The sequence below is a fragment of the Mucilaginibacter sp. P5_A4 genome, assembly GCF_056400605.1.
This window is the reverse complement of sequence record NZ_JBFUKX010000006.1, coordinates 160,685-180,332: the sequence shown is the minus strand read 5'-3', so window position 1 is coordinate 180,332 and position 19,648 is coordinate 160,685. Positions and strand designations below refer to the sequence as shown.

At 41.5% G+C, this 19,648-nt stretch carries 18 protein-coding genes; 6 read left to right on the top strand and 12 right to left on the bottom strand.

Annotated features, from left to right (window positions below):
* The coding region (locus AC1DQW_RS06400) for a hypothetical protein (protein WP_477453321.1) at positions 1 to 381 on the top strand (381 nt) is incomplete at its 5' end.
* A gap of 39 nt (positions 382 to 420) precedes the next feature.
* On the opposite strand, the gene AC1DQW_RS06395 is transcribed toward AC1DQW_RS06400, so the two are convergent.
* From AC1DQW_RS06395 to AC1DQW_RS06375, 5 genes are read right to left on the bottom strand one after another with little or no spacing between them, the layout of a single operon-like run.
* Positions 421 to 1,236 carry a class I SAM-dependent methyltransferase gene (locus AC1DQW_RS06395; RefSeq protein ID WP_477453320.1) on the bottom strand — a complete coding sequence of 272 codons (816 nt, stop codon included), beginning with the start codon at positions 1,234 to 1,236 and terminating at the stop codon, positions 421 to 423.
* Positions 1,233 to 2,705 (bottom strand): B12-binding domain-containing radical SAM protein, encoded by a 1,473-nt coding sequence (locus AC1DQW_RS06390; RefSeq protein WP_477453319.1) that lies wholly within the window; start codon positions 2,703 to 2,705, stop codon positions 1,233 to 1,235. Before AC1DQW_RS06390 ends, AC1DQW_RS06395 begins: the two co-directional genes overlap by 4 nt.
* A gap of 4 nt (positions 2,706 to 2,709) precedes the next feature.
* Positions 2,710 to 3,759: a radical SAM protein gene (locus tag AC1DQW_RS06385; protein WP_477453318.1), complete on the bottom strand. Its 1,050-nt coding sequence runs from the start codon at positions 3,757 to 3,759 to the stop codon at positions 2,710 to 2,712.
* Between the two features lie 4 nt (positions 3,760 to 3,763).
* A complete protein-coding gene (locus AC1DQW_RS06380) occupies positions 3,764 to 4,510 on the bottom strand; it encodes a class I SAM-dependent methyltransferase (protein WP_477453317.1) in 747 nt (248 codons plus the stop codon).
* A gap of 16 nt (positions 4,511 to 4,526) precedes the next feature.
* Positions 4,527 to 6,026 carry a B12-binding domain-containing radical SAM protein gene (locus AC1DQW_RS06375; protein ID WP_477453316.1) on the bottom strand — a complete coding sequence of 500 codons (1,500 nt, stop codon included), beginning with the start codon at positions 6,024 to 6,026 and terminating at the stop codon, positions 4,527 to 4,529.
* A 181-nt stretch (positions 6,027 to 6,207) separates the two neighbouring features.
* Here AC1DQW_RS06375 and AC1DQW_RS06370 point away from each other — a divergent pair, with 181 nt between their 5' ends.
* The 3 genes from AC1DQW_RS06370 to AC1DQW_RS06360 are packed head-to-tail and all read left to right on the top strand — an operon-like array spanning position 6,208 to position 9,302.
* Complete coding sequence (locus tag AC1DQW_RS06370; RefSeq protein ID WP_477453315.1) at positions 6,208 to 6,981, top strand: class I SAM-dependent methyltransferase; 774 nt, start codon at positions 6,208 to 6,210, stop codon at positions 6,979 to 6,981.
* A 39-nt stretch (positions 6,982 to 7,020) separates the two neighbouring features.
* Positions 7,021 to 8,187, top strand: coding sequence for an amidohydrolase family protein (locus AC1DQW_RS06365; protein WP_477453314.1), 1,167 nt, complete (start codon positions 7,021 to 7,023; stop codon positions 8,185 to 8,187).
* A 2-nt stretch (positions 8,188 to 8,189) separates the two neighbouring features.
* Entirely contained in the window at positions 8,190 to 9,302 is a 1,113-nt protein-coding gene (locus AC1DQW_RS06360; protein WP_477453313.1) for a glycosyltransferase family 4 protein, read from the top strand.
* Here AC1DQW_RS06360 and AC1DQW_RS06355 read toward each other — a convergent pair.
* The 3 genes from AC1DQW_RS06355 to AC1DQW_RS06345 all read right to left on the bottom strand — a co-directional run bounded on the left by AC1DQW_RS06355 (position 9,288) and on the right by AC1DQW_RS06345 (position 12,799).
* Positions 9,288 to 10,343 carry a glycosyltransferase gene (locus tag AC1DQW_RS06355; protein WP_477453312.1) on the bottom strand — a complete coding sequence of 352 codons (1,056 nt, stop codon included), beginning with the start codon at positions 10,341 to 10,343 and terminating at the stop codon, positions 9,288 to 9,290. The two genes, AC1DQW_RS06360 and AC1DQW_RS06355, sit on opposite strands and share 15 nt — an antisense overlap.
* Positions 10,336 to 12,090, bottom strand: coding sequence for an ATP-binding cassette domain-containing protein (locus tag AC1DQW_RS06350; protein ID WP_477453311.1), 1,755 nt, complete (start codon positions 12,088 to 12,090; stop codon positions 10,336 to 10,338). Before AC1DQW_RS06350 ends, AC1DQW_RS06355 begins: the two co-directional genes overlap by 8 nt.
* 175 nt (positions 12,091 to 12,265) lie before the next feature.
* Positions 12,266 to 12,799, bottom strand: a complete 534-nt coding sequence (locus tag AC1DQW_RS06345; protein WP_477453310.1) for an OmpA family protein — start codon at positions 12,797 to 12,799, stop codon at positions 12,266 to 12,268.
* A gap of 315 nt (positions 12,800 to 13,114) precedes the next feature.
* Between AC1DQW_RS06345 and AC1DQW_RS06340 the strand changes: the two genes are divergently transcribed.
* Positions 13,115 to 14,125 carry a fatty acid desaturase gene (locus tag AC1DQW_RS06340; protein ID WP_477453309.1) on the top strand — a complete coding sequence of 337 codons (1,011 nt, stop codon included), beginning with the start codon at positions 13,115 to 13,117 and terminating at the stop codon, positions 14,123 to 14,125.
* 82 nt (positions 14,126 to 14,207) lie between these two features.
* On the opposite strand, the gene AC1DQW_RS06335 is transcribed toward AC1DQW_RS06340, so the two are convergent.
* Both AC1DQW_RS06335 and AC1DQW_RS06330 read right to left on the bottom strand, forming a co-directional pair.
* Positions 14,208 to 14,804, bottom strand: a complete 597-nt coding sequence (locus AC1DQW_RS06335; protein ID WP_477453308.1) for an N-acetyltransferase family protein — start codon at positions 14,802 to 14,804, stop codon at positions 14,208 to 14,210.
* Between the two features lie 127 nt (positions 14,805 to 14,931).
* Positions 14,932 to 15,099: a hypothetical protein gene (locus tag AC1DQW_RS06330; protein WP_477453307.1), complete on the bottom strand. Its 168-nt coding sequence runs from the start codon at positions 15,097 to 15,099 to the stop codon at positions 14,932 to 14,934.
* A 556-nt stretch (positions 15,100 to 15,655) separates the two neighbouring features.
* On the opposite strand from AC1DQW_RS06330, the gene AC1DQW_RS06325 reads away from it, so the two are divergent.
* Positions 15,656 to 15,997, top strand: coding sequence for a hypothetical protein (locus tag AC1DQW_RS06325; RefSeq protein WP_295718674.1), 342 nt, complete (start codon positions 15,656 to 15,658; stop codon positions 15,995 to 15,997).
* Positions 15,998 to 16,037: 40 nt separating this feature from the next.
* On the opposite strand, the gene AC1DQW_RS06320 is transcribed toward AC1DQW_RS06325, so the two are convergent.
* Together AC1DQW_RS06320 and AC1DQW_RS06315 are read right to left on the bottom strand one after the other, a co-directional pair.
* Complete coding sequence (locus AC1DQW_RS06320) at positions 16,038 to 17,822, bottom strand: beta-N-acetylhexosaminidase (protein ID WP_477453306.1); 1,785 nt, start codon at positions 17,820 to 17,822, stop codon at positions 16,038 to 16,040.
* Positions 17,823 to 18,131: 309 nt separating this feature from the next.
* The gene (locus AC1DQW_RS06315; RefSeq protein ID WP_477453305.1) at positions 18,132 to 19,556 is read right to left on the bottom strand and encodes an efflux transporter outer membrane subunit; all 1,425 of its coding nucleotides are present in this window, start codon (positions 19,554 to 19,556) and stop codon (positions 18,132 to 18,134) included.
* Between the last annotated feature and the right edge of the window lie 92 nt (positions 19,557 to 19,648).

Genomic DNA, 19,648 nt, shown 5'->3' with positions numbered 1-19,648 from the left:
ATACCAATACAGGGTGATACCACCTTTGCCGATTTTTTTGTTGCAAATGCCTGGACACGCAAATATCTGCCTAATCATATTATGCGGATGTCGACGGCTAAATCATTAAAAATAACCATTTTAAAAAGTTTAATTGAATTTTTACTAAACAATAAACTGGGTGATAGATTGGATGATAAATTAATGAACATTACTGCGGGCAGGTGGAACCTTAAAACACAACAAAAAAGACTGAACAGCCATGGCACCCTGTTGGCTATGGCAACAGGTAAACATTTTGCCAAACCCGATCCTGAAAACTTCCAGTTTAAATTAATAAGTCGCTTTGAAACTAAAGTTGCGCAATTATTGGAAGAAAATCAGCATAGTGTGGCTAATTGATAAAGCAGGCGCCTTCGGTAAAAAAATCACGGAGCGTGCCTATTTCTTTTCCAGCGAGATGATAAAGTAATCGCCCATATGCTTCCAGGGCCATGTGCTTTTTAGTTTGTCTTCCTTATTCATCAGGAATTTATAGATTTTAGGATGCTTTTCGGCAAAGCCCTCTATGTATGACGGAGGTACTATGGTGCATAAACCCTCCACTCCTAAAACTTTAAATGAATTATATAATTTGTTGATAATAAATGATTTATTATAATAAAAACATTTAAAGTAAGCGCCTTCTACGTGAGCCAGCCTGCCTTTGCTGCTAAATAAACGCCTGAACGCGGTTTTAAACTTTCCCTTAAAAACAAGTAATGTTTCCCATAAGCAAAATGGCGAAATGATAACCAGTGTTACTTTTCCTCCGGGTTTTAAAAGTGCATCAAATKATAATAAAACCTTATCCAGTTCCCCCGTACAATTTAAACCGCCGAAGTTTGAGAAAATATGGTCATACGGCCCTTTTTGCTTTAATAGATTAAGCTGGGTAAATGAGCAGGTTTCAAAGCTGATACGATCGCGGTAAGGTGCAGATTTTTGCTTAAGCACATTTTGCATCCCCGTTGATACATCAGTAGCATGAACATAATGCCCTTGTTGGGCAAAAAATAGAGCATCTTCGCCGGTGCCGCTGTTAAGTTCCAGTATCCTGCTGCCGGGTTTTAAATATGGCATTACATGCTCCCTTACCCTTTTCCTTTTATAATTAATGATGGTATTGTTTGAGTAAATTTCATCAAATACACCCGATTGCCTGCCGAACGCATCAGAAGCATTAGTCTCATTGTTTATCAGGCTAATCTCACTCATACCGCTTTTTCTAATTTAGTTAATTTAAAACCTGCTATCAATGTAGCCGGTACGTGGTATATAAATGATGCCGCCTTTCTGAGGCGTTTTATATTGGAGTTCAACGGGTTTTTCAGCAGTTTAACCAGGTTATATTTAGCCAGGTGCAAATGGTAATTCTGGTGTACATATTTGTGCAGTTGCTTATAATAAGCCGGACTAAAAGTGTTGCTAAACATCAATGCCATCTCGTCAGAATCTGTCCAGTTGGTTTTTTGCTGCATACCGGCCTTAACTTTTTCATAGAATAATGTACCTGGTAGCGGGTATGATACAGATATACCTATTTCATGCGGTAACAGTTCATTGATCATGCTGATAGTAAGAGCGATATCCTCTTTGGTTTCGCCGGGATAGCCGAATTGGATAAAGAATGAAGGTTTTATACCATGCTTTTTCATTAACAGCGTTGCGGTGGAAATCTGCTCAATGGTAGTTCCCTTATCCATATTGTCCAATACCTTTTGCGAACCACTTTCGGCACCTATCCACACATTATCGCAACCCGATGAAGCCATTGCGCTTACCTCTTCATCAACCAATAGCAGGTCGGCGCGGGATTGGATCTTGTATTTCAGCTGCAGGCCTTCCTGCTCAACCAGTTTGGCAAACTGTTTTACCCAACCGGGCTTCAATCCAAAGATATCGTCGCAAAACCAGATATGATCCATGTTGAACATCCTTTTCAAAAGCTTGAGCTCCGCAATTACATTTTCGGGACTGCGGGAATTGTACCGGTTACCATAAATAGGCTTGGCACACCAGTTGCATTTGAACGGACAGCCGCGTGTGGTACCAACGTTCATGGAAAAATAGCCGACATGTTTCGTCCAGCTTTCTCGGTAAGGGCTGATATCAATTAAATCCCAAGCTGGTAAAGGCAATGTATCCAGATCTTTTAATACAGGGCGCGCTACGGTTTTGAACGGCACACCATCCTTTAAATAAGCAAGCCCTTGTATTTGCGAAACATCTTCAGCGCCGTTTTTAATAGCGCTTGCAAGCTCAAGCAGGGTTTGTTCGGCTTCTCCGATAATCACAAAATCAGCGCCTTCATTTAAATATTCTTTATACCGGTCGGTTGAATCTGAGCTGGAAACTATCACGGTGCAACCATGCTCTTTGGCCAGTTTACACATTTTAAAAGCAGCCTCGCGCATATTGGTAAGGCACATTTTGGTGAGGTAATTGAACCCGTCATCATAAATTACAAAAAAGCCGGGCCGGGTTTGTTCAATAGCAGGTATAACCTCTTCTGCCGAGTGCGAGAACATGTTATCAAAAAACGAAACTTCATAACCGTTGGCACGCATATTTGAAGCAGCATACAAAGTTCCCAAAGGCGCATATGGTTGCCCCATGGCCCATTGCTTGGGATCAAACCGTAAAAAATAGGAATGTGTGAATAATATTTTATTTAGCTGTTCCATAAATTTAAGACAGATGAGTTAATGGCGACAGGTTAAGCGAGCAAACGCATTTTACACAGGTAGGATGCGTTGACGTATTTAATGACCTGCGAAACCCGATAGCCTCCGGGCTATTCAATATGTTGATTAATGAGGTATCCCTGATATTACCCATTGATTCTAAAAAAAAACAGGGCCTTACCGTACCATCCGCTTCCACAACGGTAGATACCCAGGGTGCGTTGCATTTTTTAAACGGGAATTCATTTAAGCCATAAAAGGCCGCGTAGTAATGATATATGTCCTGGATTTTCTCCTTGCTTTCGGCAATAAAACCGTTTTGAAATTCTTTATCAAATTCGGTAAATAAAGAGTTGATGACTTCGCAAAGTTCGGGCAGTTCTTTTTCTGATAACAGGATCTCGTGCTGCTTTGGCTCAGCCCAGGCTTGCTGGCGGTTGAAAGCATGACTGCTAACATCGGCAGGTAAAAAGCTTACCTGGTTTAGTCCCATCTTTGTGGCTTCGGTTATGATAGCCGGCCAGTTGCGGTAATTAAGGCGGTGAATAACCGTACGCCCGGTAATGCGGTAGGAAGGGTTTAGTTTTTTGATATGCTCCACCCCTTCCTTAAGCTTTTTAAAGGCATTGGGAATGTTCCTGATGGCATCGTGCAACGCTTCATCGCCATCAATGGATACAATTACCTCGCTAACGTATTTTAAAATATCATCGGCGTTGTTTTTTATTGATAAGCCGGTAGTAAGCAATACTACGCTGATCCCGGCGTCTTTTAAAATCCTGCACAATACAAAGAAGTTGCTGTTCAGCAAAGCTTCCCCGCCCGACATGAGCACCTGTTTGGTGCCCAATGATTTAAGGGCCGCTAATAAACTGCTGATATCGTCAACTGTAAGCTGCTTTAGGTTTTTATTGTCTTTCCAGATATCGCACATTACACAACGGCAATTACAGGCGCTATGGGGCATTAATATTACAATAGGCAGCGCCGATATCCTGTGTGTTTGCAGGGTACGGTAGCGCTTAAAAGTATGTAATATGGTTTGCACTGTCATTTTTTTAGGGTTTTAATTTAATCCAGTAAAAAACACCTTTCCTGGTCAGCCTGTTCCAAAAGGTGGTTGGATCAAACATAGTTCTGTGCTTAAAATGCATGATGTTTTTTAAGGGAAGATGAAAATATTTAGCTGCCATTTCCGGGAAACCCAGGGAGTTGTAATACTCCAGGGTTCTTGCCTGTGCAGTTTCCAATTCCTGTGCATGGTAAAAGTGAGTATCGGTTATATGCACTCTTCCGGCCTTGCTCATTAGTGCAAAAGCATCAGCAATTACATCTTTTAATGAGGGGAAATATTGTATTGAAGCCGCAAATATGATCACATCAAATTTTACAGAACCGTTAAATGTATTTCTATCAAATGAACCGTGGATAAATTTCAGGTTGGGCTTTATAAATACGCGCTGTGCCTGTTCAATTTCTATCCGGTTAGGATCAAGCCCGGTTATACTGGCATTCGGGATATTGGCAAGCTTTGACGAAAGCCAGCCATTACCACAGCCTACTTCGAGGATGTTAAGTGACCTTTGCTCTTTTTTAAGGTGATTGATAAGTTGCTCCGAAGAACGCTTTCTTATTTTCCATTCTTTGTAATACTTATGCCCTGCATCAATATCGGGCAAACGGGCTACCTGTTTATCGCTGTATAATCTTCCTTCCTTATCGCGCACAGCAACGTACATTTCCTCAAATGCCTCACCGGCAGTTTGGGTTAAATTGGGGGCTATATTATTTCTGTTGGTCTTCAATGGTTTTGTGAGTTAATTAAAATCCCTGTATTTCGGGCTGCCTGTATTTCCAGAATCTTTGCAGCAATTTTATTTCGTAAGGGTACTTGTAGAGGCCGGCCTTATACCGTAAACCCGAAATAAACGTCATCAGCTTTCTTTTCAAATTACTAAGCCTTATATCGGTAACCGTTGGGTATACGCCATTCAATACGGTTTCAAAATTTCTTATCTTATCTACCATTTGGGGTTTTAACCATGGGGTGAGCGGGTTTTTGCGCATATCGAAGTTTTCCCAGGCCGGGCTCATCCAATCTTCCAGAGCCTGTGGATATTTAAAACCCTGCTCCTGAACCTGTCTGTATAGTTCAGAACCTTCGGTAGGTACGGGCGTGTAGGTATATAATACAATCTCGGTATGTGGATTTACAGCCTTAACCTTTTTTATAAAATCTATTTCGAAATCTATCTGTGCCTGCACCTTTTCTGCTGTCGGAGCCGGTGTTCCCAAAACAAATGAATATTCGGGGATGATATCAAACTTCTTTAATCGTTCGGCAAAATGAATGATCTGTTCGCCGGTTTGCGTGCCGCCTTTATCCAGCTGCTCCAAAATGTCGTTGTTGCCGCTCTCTGCGCCAAAAAAAATAATCTTGCAGCCGGCTTTACGGATCTGCGCCAACGAGGCATCACTGAACTTATCCATGGTATCAATACGGGCCATTCCCCACCATGTCATGTTTTCGGGTTCTATCAGTTTTGCAAACTCAACGGTTCTTTTTTCTGACACAAAGAAGTTATTATCATGAAACTCTATGGCATCTGCACCCCACCTGTCTTTAATGTACTTAATATCCTTATAAACAGCTTTTGCCGATTTTGCTTTCCAGCGGGCTTCATAAATGGGCACCACAGCGCAAAAAGAACAGGTAAACGGGCAGCCTATGCTGGAGTGGTAAGCCATGGTATGCTCGCCTAAATAAGTTTTACCCAGGTATTTGTCTATAGGATAAAAAGTATTAAGTTTATCATAAGGCAATGGCGGTAAAGCATCCTGGTCTAACAGGTCTTCCTTAATTGTTTTGGTGATTTTGCTATCAGCTTTATAGATCAGGTTTTTAATAAACCCATAGGGCTCATGATTTTCAAGGGCATCTATCAATTGCGGGAAGGCGTGATCCCCGGGGCCGTTGACAATAAAATCGACAAACCCAGAGCTTAAAACCGCATTTGGCTGACTCGAGGGGAAGTATCCTCCCCATATCATGATGGTATAAGGGTATTTTTCTTTTATTTTTTTTGATAAAGGAATGGCTTCCCGCAGTTGCGGGCCTGGCATAACTGTAAAACCAACATAGCCAAACTCGCCGGTTTTTAAATAGCTTTCGATCTTTTGGAATGGATCTGCCTCGCGATTACCGTCAACTATCACCCAGTCGTACCTGCCCTCAACAGAGGCTGCGATATTTAAAATAGAATTAGGGATGCGGTGCTTGGCAACAGCGCTTTTAGGATTGTAGAGTAATATCTTATTCATACATCTATTATTAATTAAATAAACGCGATGGGCTTTTACACCCATCGCTCCTAACCCAGATCAACTATAAAACTATTCTTTATACATTACGCTGCATATCTCGCAGGGGTTGCCTGCATATAATAAAAATGACGGGCAACCATATAGCTTTTTTGCCCGTTATTGTTATAAACCCGTACAGATGCTGGTTACTTTCAAAAATTATATTAAAAGCAAGGTAGGCTCCCCTGCCATTACTGAAAAAAGTGCAGTGGAAGCTTATGACCTGTGGTCATCTGATTATGATATGCAGCCCGGAAACTTAATGCTTCAGCTCGATAAAAGGCTATTTGAAAGCCTTATTGAAAATGTAAATATTAAAGGCAAACAAGTGGCTGATATAGGTTGCGGCACCGGCAGGCAATGGCCTGCAATTTTAGCTAAACAACCGGCCGGCCTTACGGGCTTTGATGTATCGGGCGGTATGCTTGGGAAATTAAAGGATAAATATCCGTTAGCACATGTTCGCCGGGTTAAGGATAATACTTTTGCAGACACCCAGAATGCTTCTTTTGACATCATTGTTTCAACACTTACAGTGGCGCATATTGAAGATATTGAAGAAGCTTTGCAGGCGTGGTGCAGAATACTAAAACCTGATAGTGAAATTATTATTACCGATTTTCACCCGCACACGTTGGCGGTTGGCGGCAAACGTACTTTTAAGCACAATAATACCCTGATAGTGGTGCGCAACTACATACACCCTATTTTTACTATAAAAGATGTGCTGTTAAAAAACAATTTTCACCTGGTAAGCCAGCAGGAAATAAAAATTGACGACTCCATGAAATCGTTCTATGAAAATGCGAAAGCCATGCATGTGTATGAAAAATACAAGGGTTTCCCGATTATTTATGGTATTCATTTAAAAAGGAATTTAAATAAAGCTAAAAGCAGCATGCACAAAGCTTGAAACCTATACCAAATTGTGTGAATTAATAGTTTAACATAGATGATACTGCATAATGTGAGGTTGGCCGATAGCGGAAAGGTGGTAAACATTGGTATCAATGGGAGCAAAATAACCGGCGTTGGTCCCGATGATATTATTGATGATAGCCTGCAGCTGTATTTTGAAGATTCCATCATCTTCCCTGGCCTTATCAACTCGCATGATCATCTTGATTTTAACCTTTTCCCGCAGTTAGGTAATCGCTTTTATAATAACTACACCGAATGGGGAACTTACATTCATAAAGAGTTTAAGTACGAAATAAATGCAGTACTTGCTATTCCGCAACGTCTGCGTACACTGTGGGGCATCTACAAAAACCTGCTTTGTGGGGTTACTACGGTAGTAAATCATGGCGAACAATTATTTGTTGCGCATGCGCTGATCGATATAATTGAAGATACACACGACCTACATTCGGCGGCCTTTGAAAAACACTGGAAAATAAAGCTGAATAATCCATTTAACAGGAAGCTGCCGGTAGTGATTCATACCGGCGAGGGAACCGATGAGCAGGCCGAAAAAGAAATTGACAGCCTTATCAGCTGGAATAAACTGGCCCGCGACCTTATCGGCATCCACGCGGTGGCCATGACCAGGGAACAAGCCCCGTATTTTAAAGCCATTGTGTGGTGCCCTGTGTCGAACTATTTCCTGCTGGACAGGACAGCACCTATACAGAAGCTGAAACCTTTTACAAACGTTCTTTTTGGTACCGATTCGACCCTTACCAGCGGCTGGAACATCTGGGATCATATTCATACGGCGCAGAATACAGGGATGCTTAAGAATGAGGAATTGTATCAAGCCCTGAATAAAACAGCAGCAAGCGTTTGGAAAACAAATAGCGGTGAAATTATGACAGGCAAATATGCCGATCTTGTAATTGCAAAAGCAAATGGCCAAACAGGTAAATACGATGCCTTTTTCGCTGCACAGGCAGCCGATATCCAACTGGTGATACATAAAGGAAACATCCGTTTGTTTGACCAGGGACTATTACCTGCATTGGCCGTTGAGCTTAAAGGGAAGCCGTTTAGCCTGATTAAACTGGGCGATGCTTACAAATACGTGGAAGGAGATATAGGTAGCCTTATTTTATCCATTCAATCTTATTTATCCGGCGCTATGTTCCCGGTAACATTTATACATCATCAAATACTATAAAATTGATAAAACTGATCGACCTTACTTATCATTCACACCTAAATTATACCAGGCCGCAACAGGTTAGGGAAAACCACGCCCCTGCCATGGCTTTTGCCGCTTATCTTAAAAACCGCATCGATGTTACGTTTGTTAAGCATGCATCTTTTGAGCAGCATGTAGTGATGGACGACATTCCTTATTATTTTTTTAAGGGGAAAAACCGGTTCTGGTCGGTTTCTGTTAAAACACATTTATTTATCAAAAAACTTAAGCCTGATATAGTACTTGTACAGGGCTTCATGTTTCCGTTGCAGGTAATGTTTTTAAGGCTGTTTTGCGGTACAGGTTTTAAAATATTGATTCAGCACCATAGCGAATTACCGTTTGGCGGAATAAAGGGTTTATTCCAGAAAATAGCATGCAGTTTAGCAAACGGCTTTGTTTTTACAGCCGCCGGGGATGCTGTGCCGTGGCAAAATGCAAACATCATAAAACCGGGTGCAAGTATATTTGAACTGTTAGAGGCATCAACCAGTTTTACGCGAATGGATAAGCAGCTAAGCAAAGGACGCACAGGAATGAACGGCGAATGCAACTTTTTATGGGTTGGCAGATTAACCGAACACAAAGACCCGCTTACTGTTTTAAACGGTTTTGAACAGCACCTGCATTTAAATCCTGCGGCAAGACTTTATATGATATACTCTACAGAGGATCTGCTGAACGAGGTAAAGCAAAAACTTAACTCAAACCAGGCTTTATCAAAAGCGGTGAAATTGATTGGCAAAGTACCTAATACCGAATTGCCGTACTGGTATAGCGCAGCCGATTGTTATGTATCCGGTAGTCATAAAGACTCCACCAGCTATGCCTTGTTAGAGGCTCTTGCGTGCGGCTGTACCCCGGTTATTACCAATATGCCATCCTTTAAAAGGATGACAGGAAATGGTAAATATGGTTTTCTGTACGCTCCCGGTGCTGCCGGCGACCTTGCCCGGTTATTGGGAATTATTGCAGGCACAAACCGCGAAAAACTTTCTAATGCCATTATAAGGCACTTTAACCAAAATCTTACTGCAAAAAACATAGCCGATGACCTGGTTAATATTTGTAAAACCTTAATGGCCAAATAAAGCGGCCACCCTCGCTGTAACTGTTTTAAGAGGATAAACCAAAACCGGTTCATGGGCCAGGTTTTTATTTTTAAGCAGATCTTTAATTATTTCCGGTAAGTGTTCTGCATTATCGGGCACATGGTGTTGAGGTGGCCGGGCATTCATGCCGTTAACCAGGCTCACTACGTGGCATCCCGCATATAAGGCCTCACTTAAAACAGTGCTATAACCTTCATAGGATGATGTGTGCAAAAATACCTTTGAGCGCTGCATCATGGCAAGTACTTCCGGGTGTTGCAGTTCTCCCATTAAGCGAATATTATTTTCCAGTTTTAGCCTGCTTATCTGCTTCTTTAGATTCTCCATTTGGGGCCCTTTACCACAAATAACCGCTTTTATATGGGGGAATTGAGCAATTAAGTTTTTAACTACTTTAATAAACAAATGATATTGTTTAAGCGGGATAAGGGAACCCGCGCCCATGATATCAATATCCCTTTCGACAGGGATCGTATTAAAAAGCGCAGTTTCAATACCTGTAGGAATGGTATGTGCAGGCAATATGCCATAATTTATCCTGAACTCATTTGCCAAAAAATCTGATATGGCTATTAATGATTCCTTTGTGGGTTTTATCCGGTGCACGTACTCGTTACCAGCTTTAGCGTCCTGGCCAAGCAGCCATATGTAATGCGGCAAGCTGTACTTTTTTGCAAAGTGGTCGCCAATATAGGCGCATTCTCCTATCCAAAAACTCAGCAGCCCAGTAAGCTGATAAGTGTTATGCAGTTTTTTTAGGGTTTTCCATACACGCCTCCAGGTAATTAGCCTGAATAACTGCCCCCGGCCCTTACCTCCATGCGGTATAACATCAACTCCATACCAGTTATATCGCGAAGTGGTATAAGGGTATTGAAAAGTGACTACGATAACATGTAGCTGCGGGTTATTTTGTTTTAAAGCTTTTACAAAAATTTGCATGGGTGGTACACAGGTAGTATCGTTACTATCTGCCGGGAAGCCCGGAGTTAATATCACTAATGCTTTTAACTTATTCATTTACAAGGGGAATTATTTTGTTGCAGTAAGTTAAACTTGCAACATTGTGCGTAATAAATAATATGATCTTGCCCTGGGCAGTTAGTAGCTTTAATTGGTCAAGTATAGCGTTTTCGGCTTGCTGATCCATTTCGCCAAAGGGCTCGTCCAGTATCAGTACATCAAAATTATGATATAACGCCCTTGCCAGCGCTATACGCTGCCTTTGGCCACCACTTAGGTTTTTACCATTTTCCCTGATTATCTTATTTATCCCTTCAGCATAGCCCGATAATAGTGGCTCAAGTCCGCAAAAAGTTATTACCTCAGCCAGTTTTTCGCGGTTGTGCTGTTTATCGTTAAGGGTAATGTTTTTAAGGATGGTATCATGAATAAAAAAAGTTTGTTGTTTTACATAGACGATCTTTGTCCAGTAATGCTGTCTTTTTATGGTATCAGCAGGCCTGCCGTTTATATCGATGTAACCGGATTCGGGAGTTAAAAAACCAAGGACAAGGTTTATAAGCGTGGTTTTGCCGCTGCCGGATGCTGCCGAAAATCCCGCAAAATCGCCTGTGCAAACTTCAAAGCTAATCCCGTTTAATACGGTTTGTTCTTTATAGCTAAAACGGACATTATTAAAACGGATAGCGCTGATGGGTTCATCAATATTAAGCAAATCGTTTTTTGCAGGTATCTTTGATTCTTTCACTGCAAGCAGATCATTTAGAGTAAACTCATAGGTTTTTATTTGGCCGCTGCTGTTCAGGATCTTGATAATACCCGGAATGATCTTATAGGCTGCGGCCATAAACACACCGATAGTAAGCATACTTATCACAGGGCCATGGGCCGAAAACTTATTAACGAACACCAAAATAAAAAAACCAAATATGGCAAACACTTCAACCAGTCTTGATGGCAAAGCCTGCAGGGTTTGCTGTGTGGCAATGTTATTATTTAATTGTTGTTGGTAATTGTTATACCTCGCGGCCAGGAAATCGCTTGTATTATAAATATTGCTTTCCACAAAGCCCGATAACGATTCCTGTAAATACTGTATGCTCTTTTCACTTGTTATTTTGGTATGCACCCGTACCTGTTTTGATTTTCGCCGGATGAAGTAAGCCAGGATAATTACCGGTGGTACCAGCAACATCAACAATAATAAAAACAATATAGGCTGGTAAATTAATATTGCGCCAACGGAAAAAAAAATGAGAATGCTTTGCGATATGATCTGCTGAACGTTGTTTAGTATATAATGACTGAACTCGATAGGTTGCTGACTGATCTGCCGGATATGTACCGATGAATCAACGTTTATAAATTTTATATAATCGTCTTTAAGGTAATGTAAAATATTTCTTTGGGATAAGCGCGAAGCCACCCCATAAAAAAAGTGATGCTGAAAGCGCATAATAAGGTAACCGAGCCAGTTTTTTAAACAATAGAATGTCAGGAACACGCCAATAAGCAGTACCGAATCCTGGTTGAACCAGGTGTTGGGAAGCCAATGGTGGCTAATGGGCTTGCCCGAGGTGTAGAAGCTGATAACGATTAGCAGTAATCCTAAAAATAAAATATCAAGTATGCTGATAAGCACATCGAACAGGATGAGCCTGTACAACCTGTTTTTTTCCTGTTTGTTAAGCAGGGTTAAAATTCCTTTAAAAATATGCTTCAAAACGTTTGATAAAGTATTGTTGTTAACGTGCCTGGAAGCTGCAGCCCCGCTCCGGAAAGGAGGGCTTAAAAGCTCTTCCAAAGTCTCCCTACCAGGGGAGATTTAGAGGGGCTATTTATTCATTTATTTCCATACACCTTCTAAACACGTTTTAAACATTACGAACTTTAAAGCACAATGGTTGCCCACTATAAACTATAATGCCCCGGTGAGGAATCCTACCGGGGCATTAATAATTTATAAAGCTGATTTTTAGCTATTGATTTAACTTGATCTCGACCCTGCGGTTTAAAACTCTTCCTTCTTCGGTTGTGTTATCGGCAACAGGTTTGCTCTCGCCATAACCTTTAACGGTTAAATTATCGGCGCTGATACCACTGTTTACAAGGTAAGTTTTTACCGAATTGGCCCTTTCAACAGATAGTTCCATATTACGCTGGTCGGTACCTTCGGCAGATGAATTACCGTTTAATACAAACTTTACAGTAGCATCTTTTTTCATTTCAACCACAGCCTGATCCAGGGCCTGGTATGAACCGGTTTTTAATACAGCAGAGTTAAATTCAAACTGGATATTGCTGAAATTATAGTTTGGTTTTGCAGGTGGCGGCGGCGGTGTTTGCGCAGGGGCCGGTGCAGGCGGCGGTGTCGGCTTTGGAGTTGGCGCATACATTTTTTCGGTTTCTACCGGGGCCGGTTTTTCCACTAATTTTTTGGCCTTACAAGCAGGAAAAGTAATGGCCGCTAATGCAATAAGTAAAGGAAATAACTGCGTTTTTGAAACTTTCATAGTTAAGTTTAATTTTTTAGTAAACATAAAAAAATAATCGCTATTCAGCCTAAACTGGTTTAACGGATATATAAATAAAAGGAATATAATGACAATTTGTTGGCAGATGTCTTAAATCCTTTGCTGCCAGTTAAAACGGGAAATTGCCCGGATAAGTATTTATCGGCTTACCACACATAAAAAGTTTTGGCAAGCGCCGGGTTAAAATGTGCCGGTAATATTAACCAGGTATTAATACGTGGTTAAATTAAGTACAACTACTGTCCATATTTTTTAAAGATTTATTTTACTTTGCATTAACCTAAATACATCATTATGAAAACAAATACTCCATTTGAAAGTATCCAAACACCTGATATTCATTTTCTGCGCCGGATAGCCGTATTAAAAAAACACCCGGAAGTAAAGCAATTAATGGGCTATGATCCCTGGGCGGCTCTGCTTACATTTTTTATAGTAGCCGGGCAAATTAGTTTTGCCTGGGGTGTTAGCGCCTGGTTCCCCTCTTTTGGAGCTTACTGGTGGCAAATAATCCTGCTATCATACGTAGTTGGCGGTACTATGAACCATTGGTCGGCAATGGCTGTGCATGAAATGGCACACAACCTGATGCTGAAAACCCCGGCACAGAACAAAGCCCTGGCAATTTTTGCAAATATCCCTGTTTTAGTGCCCGGAGCAATCGCTTTCAGAACCCACCATATGAAACACCACTCCCATTTAGGTATCGAGGATGTAGATAACGACTTCCCCAGCCATTGGGAGGTTAAAATGGTAGGCAAATCGGGAATCAGGAAGTTTGTATGGCTGTTTTTTTATATATTTTTCCTGTTTTTGGTACGAGGTTTTGATACCAAACCTACACGCTGGGAATGGGCCAATATCATTACGCTGATAATTACCGATGTATTGATCTTTGTTTTTTTAGGGAAGATAGCTATCATTTACCTGTTTCTTTCCACCTTATGGGGCTTTAGTCTTCATCCCGCAGCCGGGCATTTTATTCATGAACATTTTATTTTCCGGGAGGGACAGGAAACTAATTCCTACTACGGCTGGCTCAACCTGGTTTGCTTTAACGTGGGTTACCATAACGAGCATCACGATATCATGAACATTCCCGGCCGGCTTTTACCGAAGTACTATAAGATCACCCAAGATTTTTACCAGCACCTGGATTCAACCCAATCATGGACCAGGATGTTTTATGATTTCATTACCAAACCCAGCCTGGGTGCCGATAAACGCTATGTGCGCAATGAGGAGGTACGTAAGCAGGGCATAAAAATCGCCGAAGTAATGAAGCGGGAAAGGGAGTTGGTGTAAGTAGCATTTGTCATGCTGAACGCAGTGAAGCACCTATTAGCAGACCGTACAGGGCGAAGAAGCATGACGAATAACAGATCCTTCAATGCGTTGCCAATGACAAAAGGTTTCTGATATCCCACACAACCACATTCCAGTCCTCCAACCCATCGTTGTGGCTGCTTACAATCTCAAACCCCATTTTTTGGTGGATCTTTAACGATTTGATGTTCCTTATAGCTACTTCTGTTATACAAAGTTGATAATCTTCCGCTACCTGGCTGGCCGTGGCGTTGTAAAGTTTGCTTAATAAACCCAGGCCACGAAAATCTTTATCAACACAAACCTGTCCCCCTACAAAAAATTTGTAAGCAGTTAAAGGCTTGCCCCGGTATTGGTTTTTATGAAACTCCCTGAACATGGGTGCAAGAGTGGGCACTTCATTTTCCATAGTAGCAGTCATGGCCAGGTTATAGCCTACTACTTGGTTTTTATGCAATGCTACGACCTGTGGTATCTGCGATGCCATTAATTGCAATAAGGATACGGTATGCTCTGCAAACAGGAAGCCTTGCTGCTCCTGTTGCTCGGTGCTTAATGTTTTGCACAGGTTTTGACTTTGTAACCGAACTATCTGTTCAAAATGCTCCGTTGATGTTGCGGGTTGAAATGTTATCTCTGATAGCGTATTTGTATTCATACCTGGGCAAATGTCTTTATTTATGGGAATTTGCGCAAGTGTAAATTAAATTTGAAATGATGACATATTCCGCACCTCATTATAGAGTTGTAAAATACTTATACTCAGTAAAATAAAATTATCGTTACTACTTTTTGTTTTCATCCATCATTTCCAGCCAGCCATCTTTGGTAACAGCGTATTTGGAGAAGTCCCTGGGCTTTTTGCGTTTGATGTTATTGTTTTTGGAAGGACCGCGTAAGGGTATAATCAGTACACATAAAAATGCGAAGATCATCAATACAGAAATCATCATAGAATAGCTTTTTAGCTACAACTGCGTAAGTTGTAATTGCCTGGATATTAAACATAATGATTGGTTGAGATCTTCTTAAGTAAAACACCGGGGCGATTAATTCCTTTGCTTTACAATCTCATGCCCCAATATAGGTAAAAGCTTCCTAAACCATCACACTTATTTTTCTTTGTCTGTAACTGTAATTGGCTGCAAGTTTCCAATACCAAGCATCAGCATTTACAAAACACGACTAAAAACCAGGGATGATTGCCGCTGCATTATTACTACAGCATAGGGTTAGTATTCCTGAATGATTGATTAACAATACATTACAGGTGTAATTAATATAGAAATATAAATTGCCTTAGTACACTTTTATTTAGGTAGCTTTGAATTGTTATGCGGTAATATTATTCCGGGAGTAGCTGTCCCTCATTACTGCGGTTTCAAAACATCAAATCACACAAATAAATATAAGATCTGGAGGTATTGATCCCCTGCTCTTAAGATCCTTCAAAGCCCGGGTAAAAGAACACCTACAGGGGCTTTATTTTTTATATAGATTAAGCATATCATGGAAGAAAGAAAGTATTTAACTACCTGGAAAAGGTACATGCCCGTTATCCGTCTGCATTTGAAAAAAAGCCTGAATGAAGATCAACAATTTAAACTAAACATAACTGATTTTGAATCTGCGGGCGATCGTGGAAAATCTGGTTATACCTTCAATATCAACATGGAAAATGGCAAGGTTACCAACAACATCAGCGGATCGGCCGTAGCACGCGATCTTTTTGAAGCCATTAAAGGCGATGACGCAGTTAAAGCCATGTTACTTGATAAAAACGTTAAAATAAGTGTAGGTAAATCATTTGTGCTTAGCATCAAAACCACCCACCTTTCAACTTACCGGTAGGCTAAATTAACAAGCCTTTGAAAAGGAAATAGCCTGTTGGTTATTTCCTTTTTTTATGCGGTTTGCTTTTTGATGCTTTGGCCGATGATTTATGAGATTTTGAGATGGTCGCCCTCCCTTTTTTAGAAGCCCTGGCATGCAGTTTCTTTGAACTATGCCGGCGGCTATGTCTCTCGGCCACGTAAGTTTTTTTGATGACCGGTGCAAAATCAACAGCCTCGGGATGGGCCGATGGATTAAATGGGTTATAGTAGTAAATATTATCTGCATCCCAGTTTTTTAAACCCGCCTGCAGCCTTTCATTAAATGCTGCCTCATTCTTGAGTTCGGGTGCCGTCCATCCGGCTTCGGCCAGACCGGCAATCCGCGGGAAAAGCATAAAATCCAGGCGTTGTTCCGAAGCTATCTTTTCTGTCCAGATGTTGGCCTGTACGCCAATTACCTGGCCCGATGCAAGCTGGTCTGCCGGTAATTGCCTGTCGGGGAAATTATAAACATCTGTAACCCGGTTAAATACGCCATTCCAGTTCCGGCCGGCTATATGCCCGCCATCCTGCATAAAATCAAAATAAAGCGGCAAACGCGGGCAAAGCACCACCTGGTAATTTTTTTGCAATGCCAGGCTCAGTTGCCCGGGCAGGTTTTGGCGCCACCAGAAAATAATGGTTTTGCCGGGCGGCAGATCGGTTTGAGCAGCCTCGTCCCATGCCAGGATCTTACTACCCATGCTGGTAACCGTATCTGTCATCCGCTTAAAAAAATAACGTTCCAGTTCGCCGACATCTGCAAAGTTTTTAGTTTGCATCAGCTTGGCTATAGCCGTATCCAAACTCCATGCCTTTATGCCAAAAATCACTTCATCACCACCCAAATGCATCATTTTGGCAGGAAAAAGCGAGTTGGTTTCTTTTATGATATTGGCCAGGTACTGGTAGGTTTCTTCCTTAGCAGGATTAAAAGTAAAGTTTGGATAACCCGCAACACTTCCCCCCGAATATTCGGGATAAGCCTTATTTGCCGCTGTGGCATGGCCCGGCATATCAATTTCGGGAATTACAGTTATAAAGCGTTGGGCGGCATAGGCTACAAGTTCCCTGATATCGTTTTGGGTGTAATATTCGGCTTCGGCACCGGTATCACTGTAATTGCCAATTCCACCAACAGCGGTTAACTTTGGATATTTCTTAATCTCAATGCGCCAGCCCTGTACATCGGTAAGGTGCCAGTGAAATTTATTCAGTTTATAATAAGCCATCCAGTTTAGCAGTTGCTTTACTTTTTCTTTGCCAAAAAAATGCCGTGATTCATCCAGCATCAGGCCGCGCCATTGGTATCGTGGGGCATCGGTTATTTCGGTGGATGTCAGAATAATATTTTGGTACCCCCGCGCGTCTGTTGCATCTGTTGATGCCAGGGTAAGGTTTTCGCCTTCTTTCGGGTGATCTTTAATGAGCTGTAAAAGCGAGATTAACCCATAAAAAACACCTTCCTTATTGGAGGATGATATGGTTACCTGGTCGGGGGCAATTTTGAGTGAGTATGCCCCAATAGTTTGGTTTGTATTGGTTAAAATAAGCTTTATTGAACTTTTGGAATCTCCGTTGCTTACCTCGGGCGATAAGCCTTTTGCTTTAAATAATTCCTTTTGAAAGTAAAAGGCCAAAGCGGTTAACGAGGTATCGCTTACACCGATGGTAGACCGGTTATTAATACTGATTTGCCCTACACCGGTTACAACCGACCGGGGCTGCGGGATTATATTTAAGTTTTGCGCCTTCAGATAACACGACACCAGGAGCAGCGCTGCTAAAAATTTAAATTTCATTCAAAAAAGCAAGTTCAAATTATTGGGTAACTGCTATGATAGGTATTTTTCGGGTAATGCCGGTAATTTATTTGTAAAATGTGGGAAATATGCATTAAAATGCGGTTTTTATCGATATTTATCCCACTTTTTTGGTAGAAAAAATAAAGAAAAATCGAGATTAATCGAGATTTGTTATCTGAGATAAATTATAAAAGGTCTCCACAAAAAAGGCCGGTCGTATTTAAATACGACCGGCCTTTTTTCACATTAGTTACTAAGTTAACTGATGCAGCTAACTATTCACCAATCAATCACTCACTAAAACAATTATTTCCATCCACCGCCTAATGAGCGGTAAAGATCGGCGGTTGCGGTTAGCTCATCTCTTTTTATAGAGGCAAGGGCAAGTTCGCCTTGCAGTACATTGCTTTGGGCTGTTATTACTTCAAGGTAATTGGCCAGGCCGTTTTTGAACAGCAGGCTGGCATTGGTAGTTGCCTGCTGTAAGGTTTTTACACGGTTTGCAGCTATGGCCTGCTCCTGCTTAAGTTTTTCAATTTTAACCAGTGCATCTGATACCTCGCCAACTGCATTCAATACCGACTGCCTGAACTGAAGAACTGTTTTTTCACGGTCGATTTTAGCAACCTGGTATTGGGTACTTAGTTCTTTGTGCTGTAACAAAGGCGTAACAACGCTACCTGCAACAATACCAAACAAGGCGGCAGGTATGTTAAACCAATTGCTGGCTTTAAAGGAGTTAACTCCCCCACTTGCAGTGATCCTTAATGCAGGATACATTTCTGATTTGGTAATACCCACCTTGGCATTGGCAATGGTTAAAGCCAGCTCCTGGCTCCTTACATCGGGCCTGCGGCTGATGAGGGTAGATGGTACGCCTGCGGTTAAAGTTTCAGGGAACTTCACGTCGTTTAAAGTACCGTTTCGTTCAATGCTGTCAGGGAGTCTTCCGGCTAATATGCTCAGGGCATTTTCCTGCACGGCTACATTCCTTTCAAATTGTGGCACCAACTGGGCTGCAGATTGTTGCTGTGCCTCAGCCTGTTGTACCGCCAATAAGGTAACCTGCCCGGCATCATACTGTAAACGAATGATCCTTAAGGTACTATCGTTCAGTTTCACATTCTTTTTGGCAATGTCCAACTGCGCATCCAGCATCAGCAGGTTATAATATCCCTGTGATACACCTGCCACAATATTGGTTTGAATTGCCTTTTTTGCCTCGGTGGTTTGCAGGTATTGTGCAAGCGCCTGGCGGCTTTGGTTGCGGATCTTACCCCAGATATCAGCTTCCCATGAAAGGGCTAAATTTGCCGAGTAGTCCTCAACGTGTTTTGTGCCAATGTTATATTGGGCAATGCTCAAACCTGTTATGCTGTTATCGCTTGGGCGGTTGGAGCTTGCGGTAACATTCAGGGCAACCTCTGGTACATAGTTCCATTTTACCTGTTTAAATAACTGTTGGGCTGCATCTATATTTTTTACAGCTATCTGCATATCGTAATTTTTAGCAATAGCGCTATCAATCAGCTTTTGCAGGGTTGCATCGGTAAAAAAGTTTTTCCACTGTATATCGGCAATACTGCTGGTATCGGCAGTGGTGGCTGCTACGCTATTCCTAAAATTTGCAGGCAGCTCTGCTTTGGGTGTTTCCACATCTTTTGATACTTTACAGGCGCTTAAAAAGGCCATAAGTAATGCAAAAGCTAATGGGGTTGTATATCGTTTCATTTGTTTGTTGCTTTGAAAGAGTCAAGAACCAAGAGTCAAGAATCAAGACAGAAGACAATCTTCAATCCTATTATTCTGTAACTTTTACTTTT

Coding starts and splice junctions, on each gene's coding strand:
- AC1DQW_RS06335 (WP_477453308.1), bottom strand. CDS start 14,804: ATGAATACAAATACGCTATCAGAGATAACATTTCAACCCGCAACATCA.
- AC1DQW_RS06365 (WP_477453314.1), top strand. CDS start 7,021: ATGATACTGCATAATGTGAGGTTGGCCGATAGCGGAAAGGTGGTAAAC.
- AC1DQW_RS06340 (WP_477453309.1), top strand. CDS start 13,115: ATGAAAACAAATACTCCATTTGAAAGTATCCAAACACCTGATATTCAT.
- AC1DQW_RS06320 (WP_477453306.1), bottom strand. CDS start 17,822: ATGAAATTTAAATTTTTAGCAGCGCTGCTCCTGGTGTCGTGTTATCTG.
- AC1DQW_RS06375 (WP_477453316.1), bottom strand. CDS start 6,026: ATGAATAAGATATTACTCTACAATCCTAAAAGCGCTGTTGCCAAGCAC.
- AC1DQW_RS06355 (WP_477453312.1), bottom strand. CDS start 10,343: ATGAATAAGTTAAAAGCATTAGTGATATTAACTCCGGGCTTCCCGGCA.
- AC1DQW_RS06330 (WP_477453307.1), bottom strand. CDS start 15,099: ATGATGATTTCTGTATTGATGATCTTCGCATTTTTATGTGTACTGATT.
- AC1DQW_RS06370 (WP_477453315.1), top strand. CDS start 6,208: ATGCTGGTTACTTTCAAAAATTATATTAAAAGCAAGGTAGGCTCCCCT.
- AC1DQW_RS06345 (WP_477453310.1), bottom strand. CDS start 12,799: ATGAAAGTTTCAAAAACGCAGTTATTTCCTTTACTTATTGCATTAGCG.
- AC1DQW_RS06325 (WP_295718674.1), top strand. CDS start 15,656: ATGGAAGAAAGAAAGTATTTAACTACCTGGAAAAGGTACATGCCCGTT.
- AC1DQW_RS06315 (WP_477453305.1), bottom strand. CDS start 19,556: ATGAAACGATATACAACCCCATTAGCTTTTGCATTACTTATGGCCTTT.
- AC1DQW_RS06390 (WP_477453319.1), bottom strand. CDS start 2,705: ATGGAACAGCTAAATAAAATATTATTCACACATTCCTATTTTTTACGG.
- AC1DQW_RS06385 (WP_477453318.1), bottom strand. CDS start 3,759: ATGACAGTGCAAACCATATTACATACTTTTAAGCGCTACCGTACCCTG.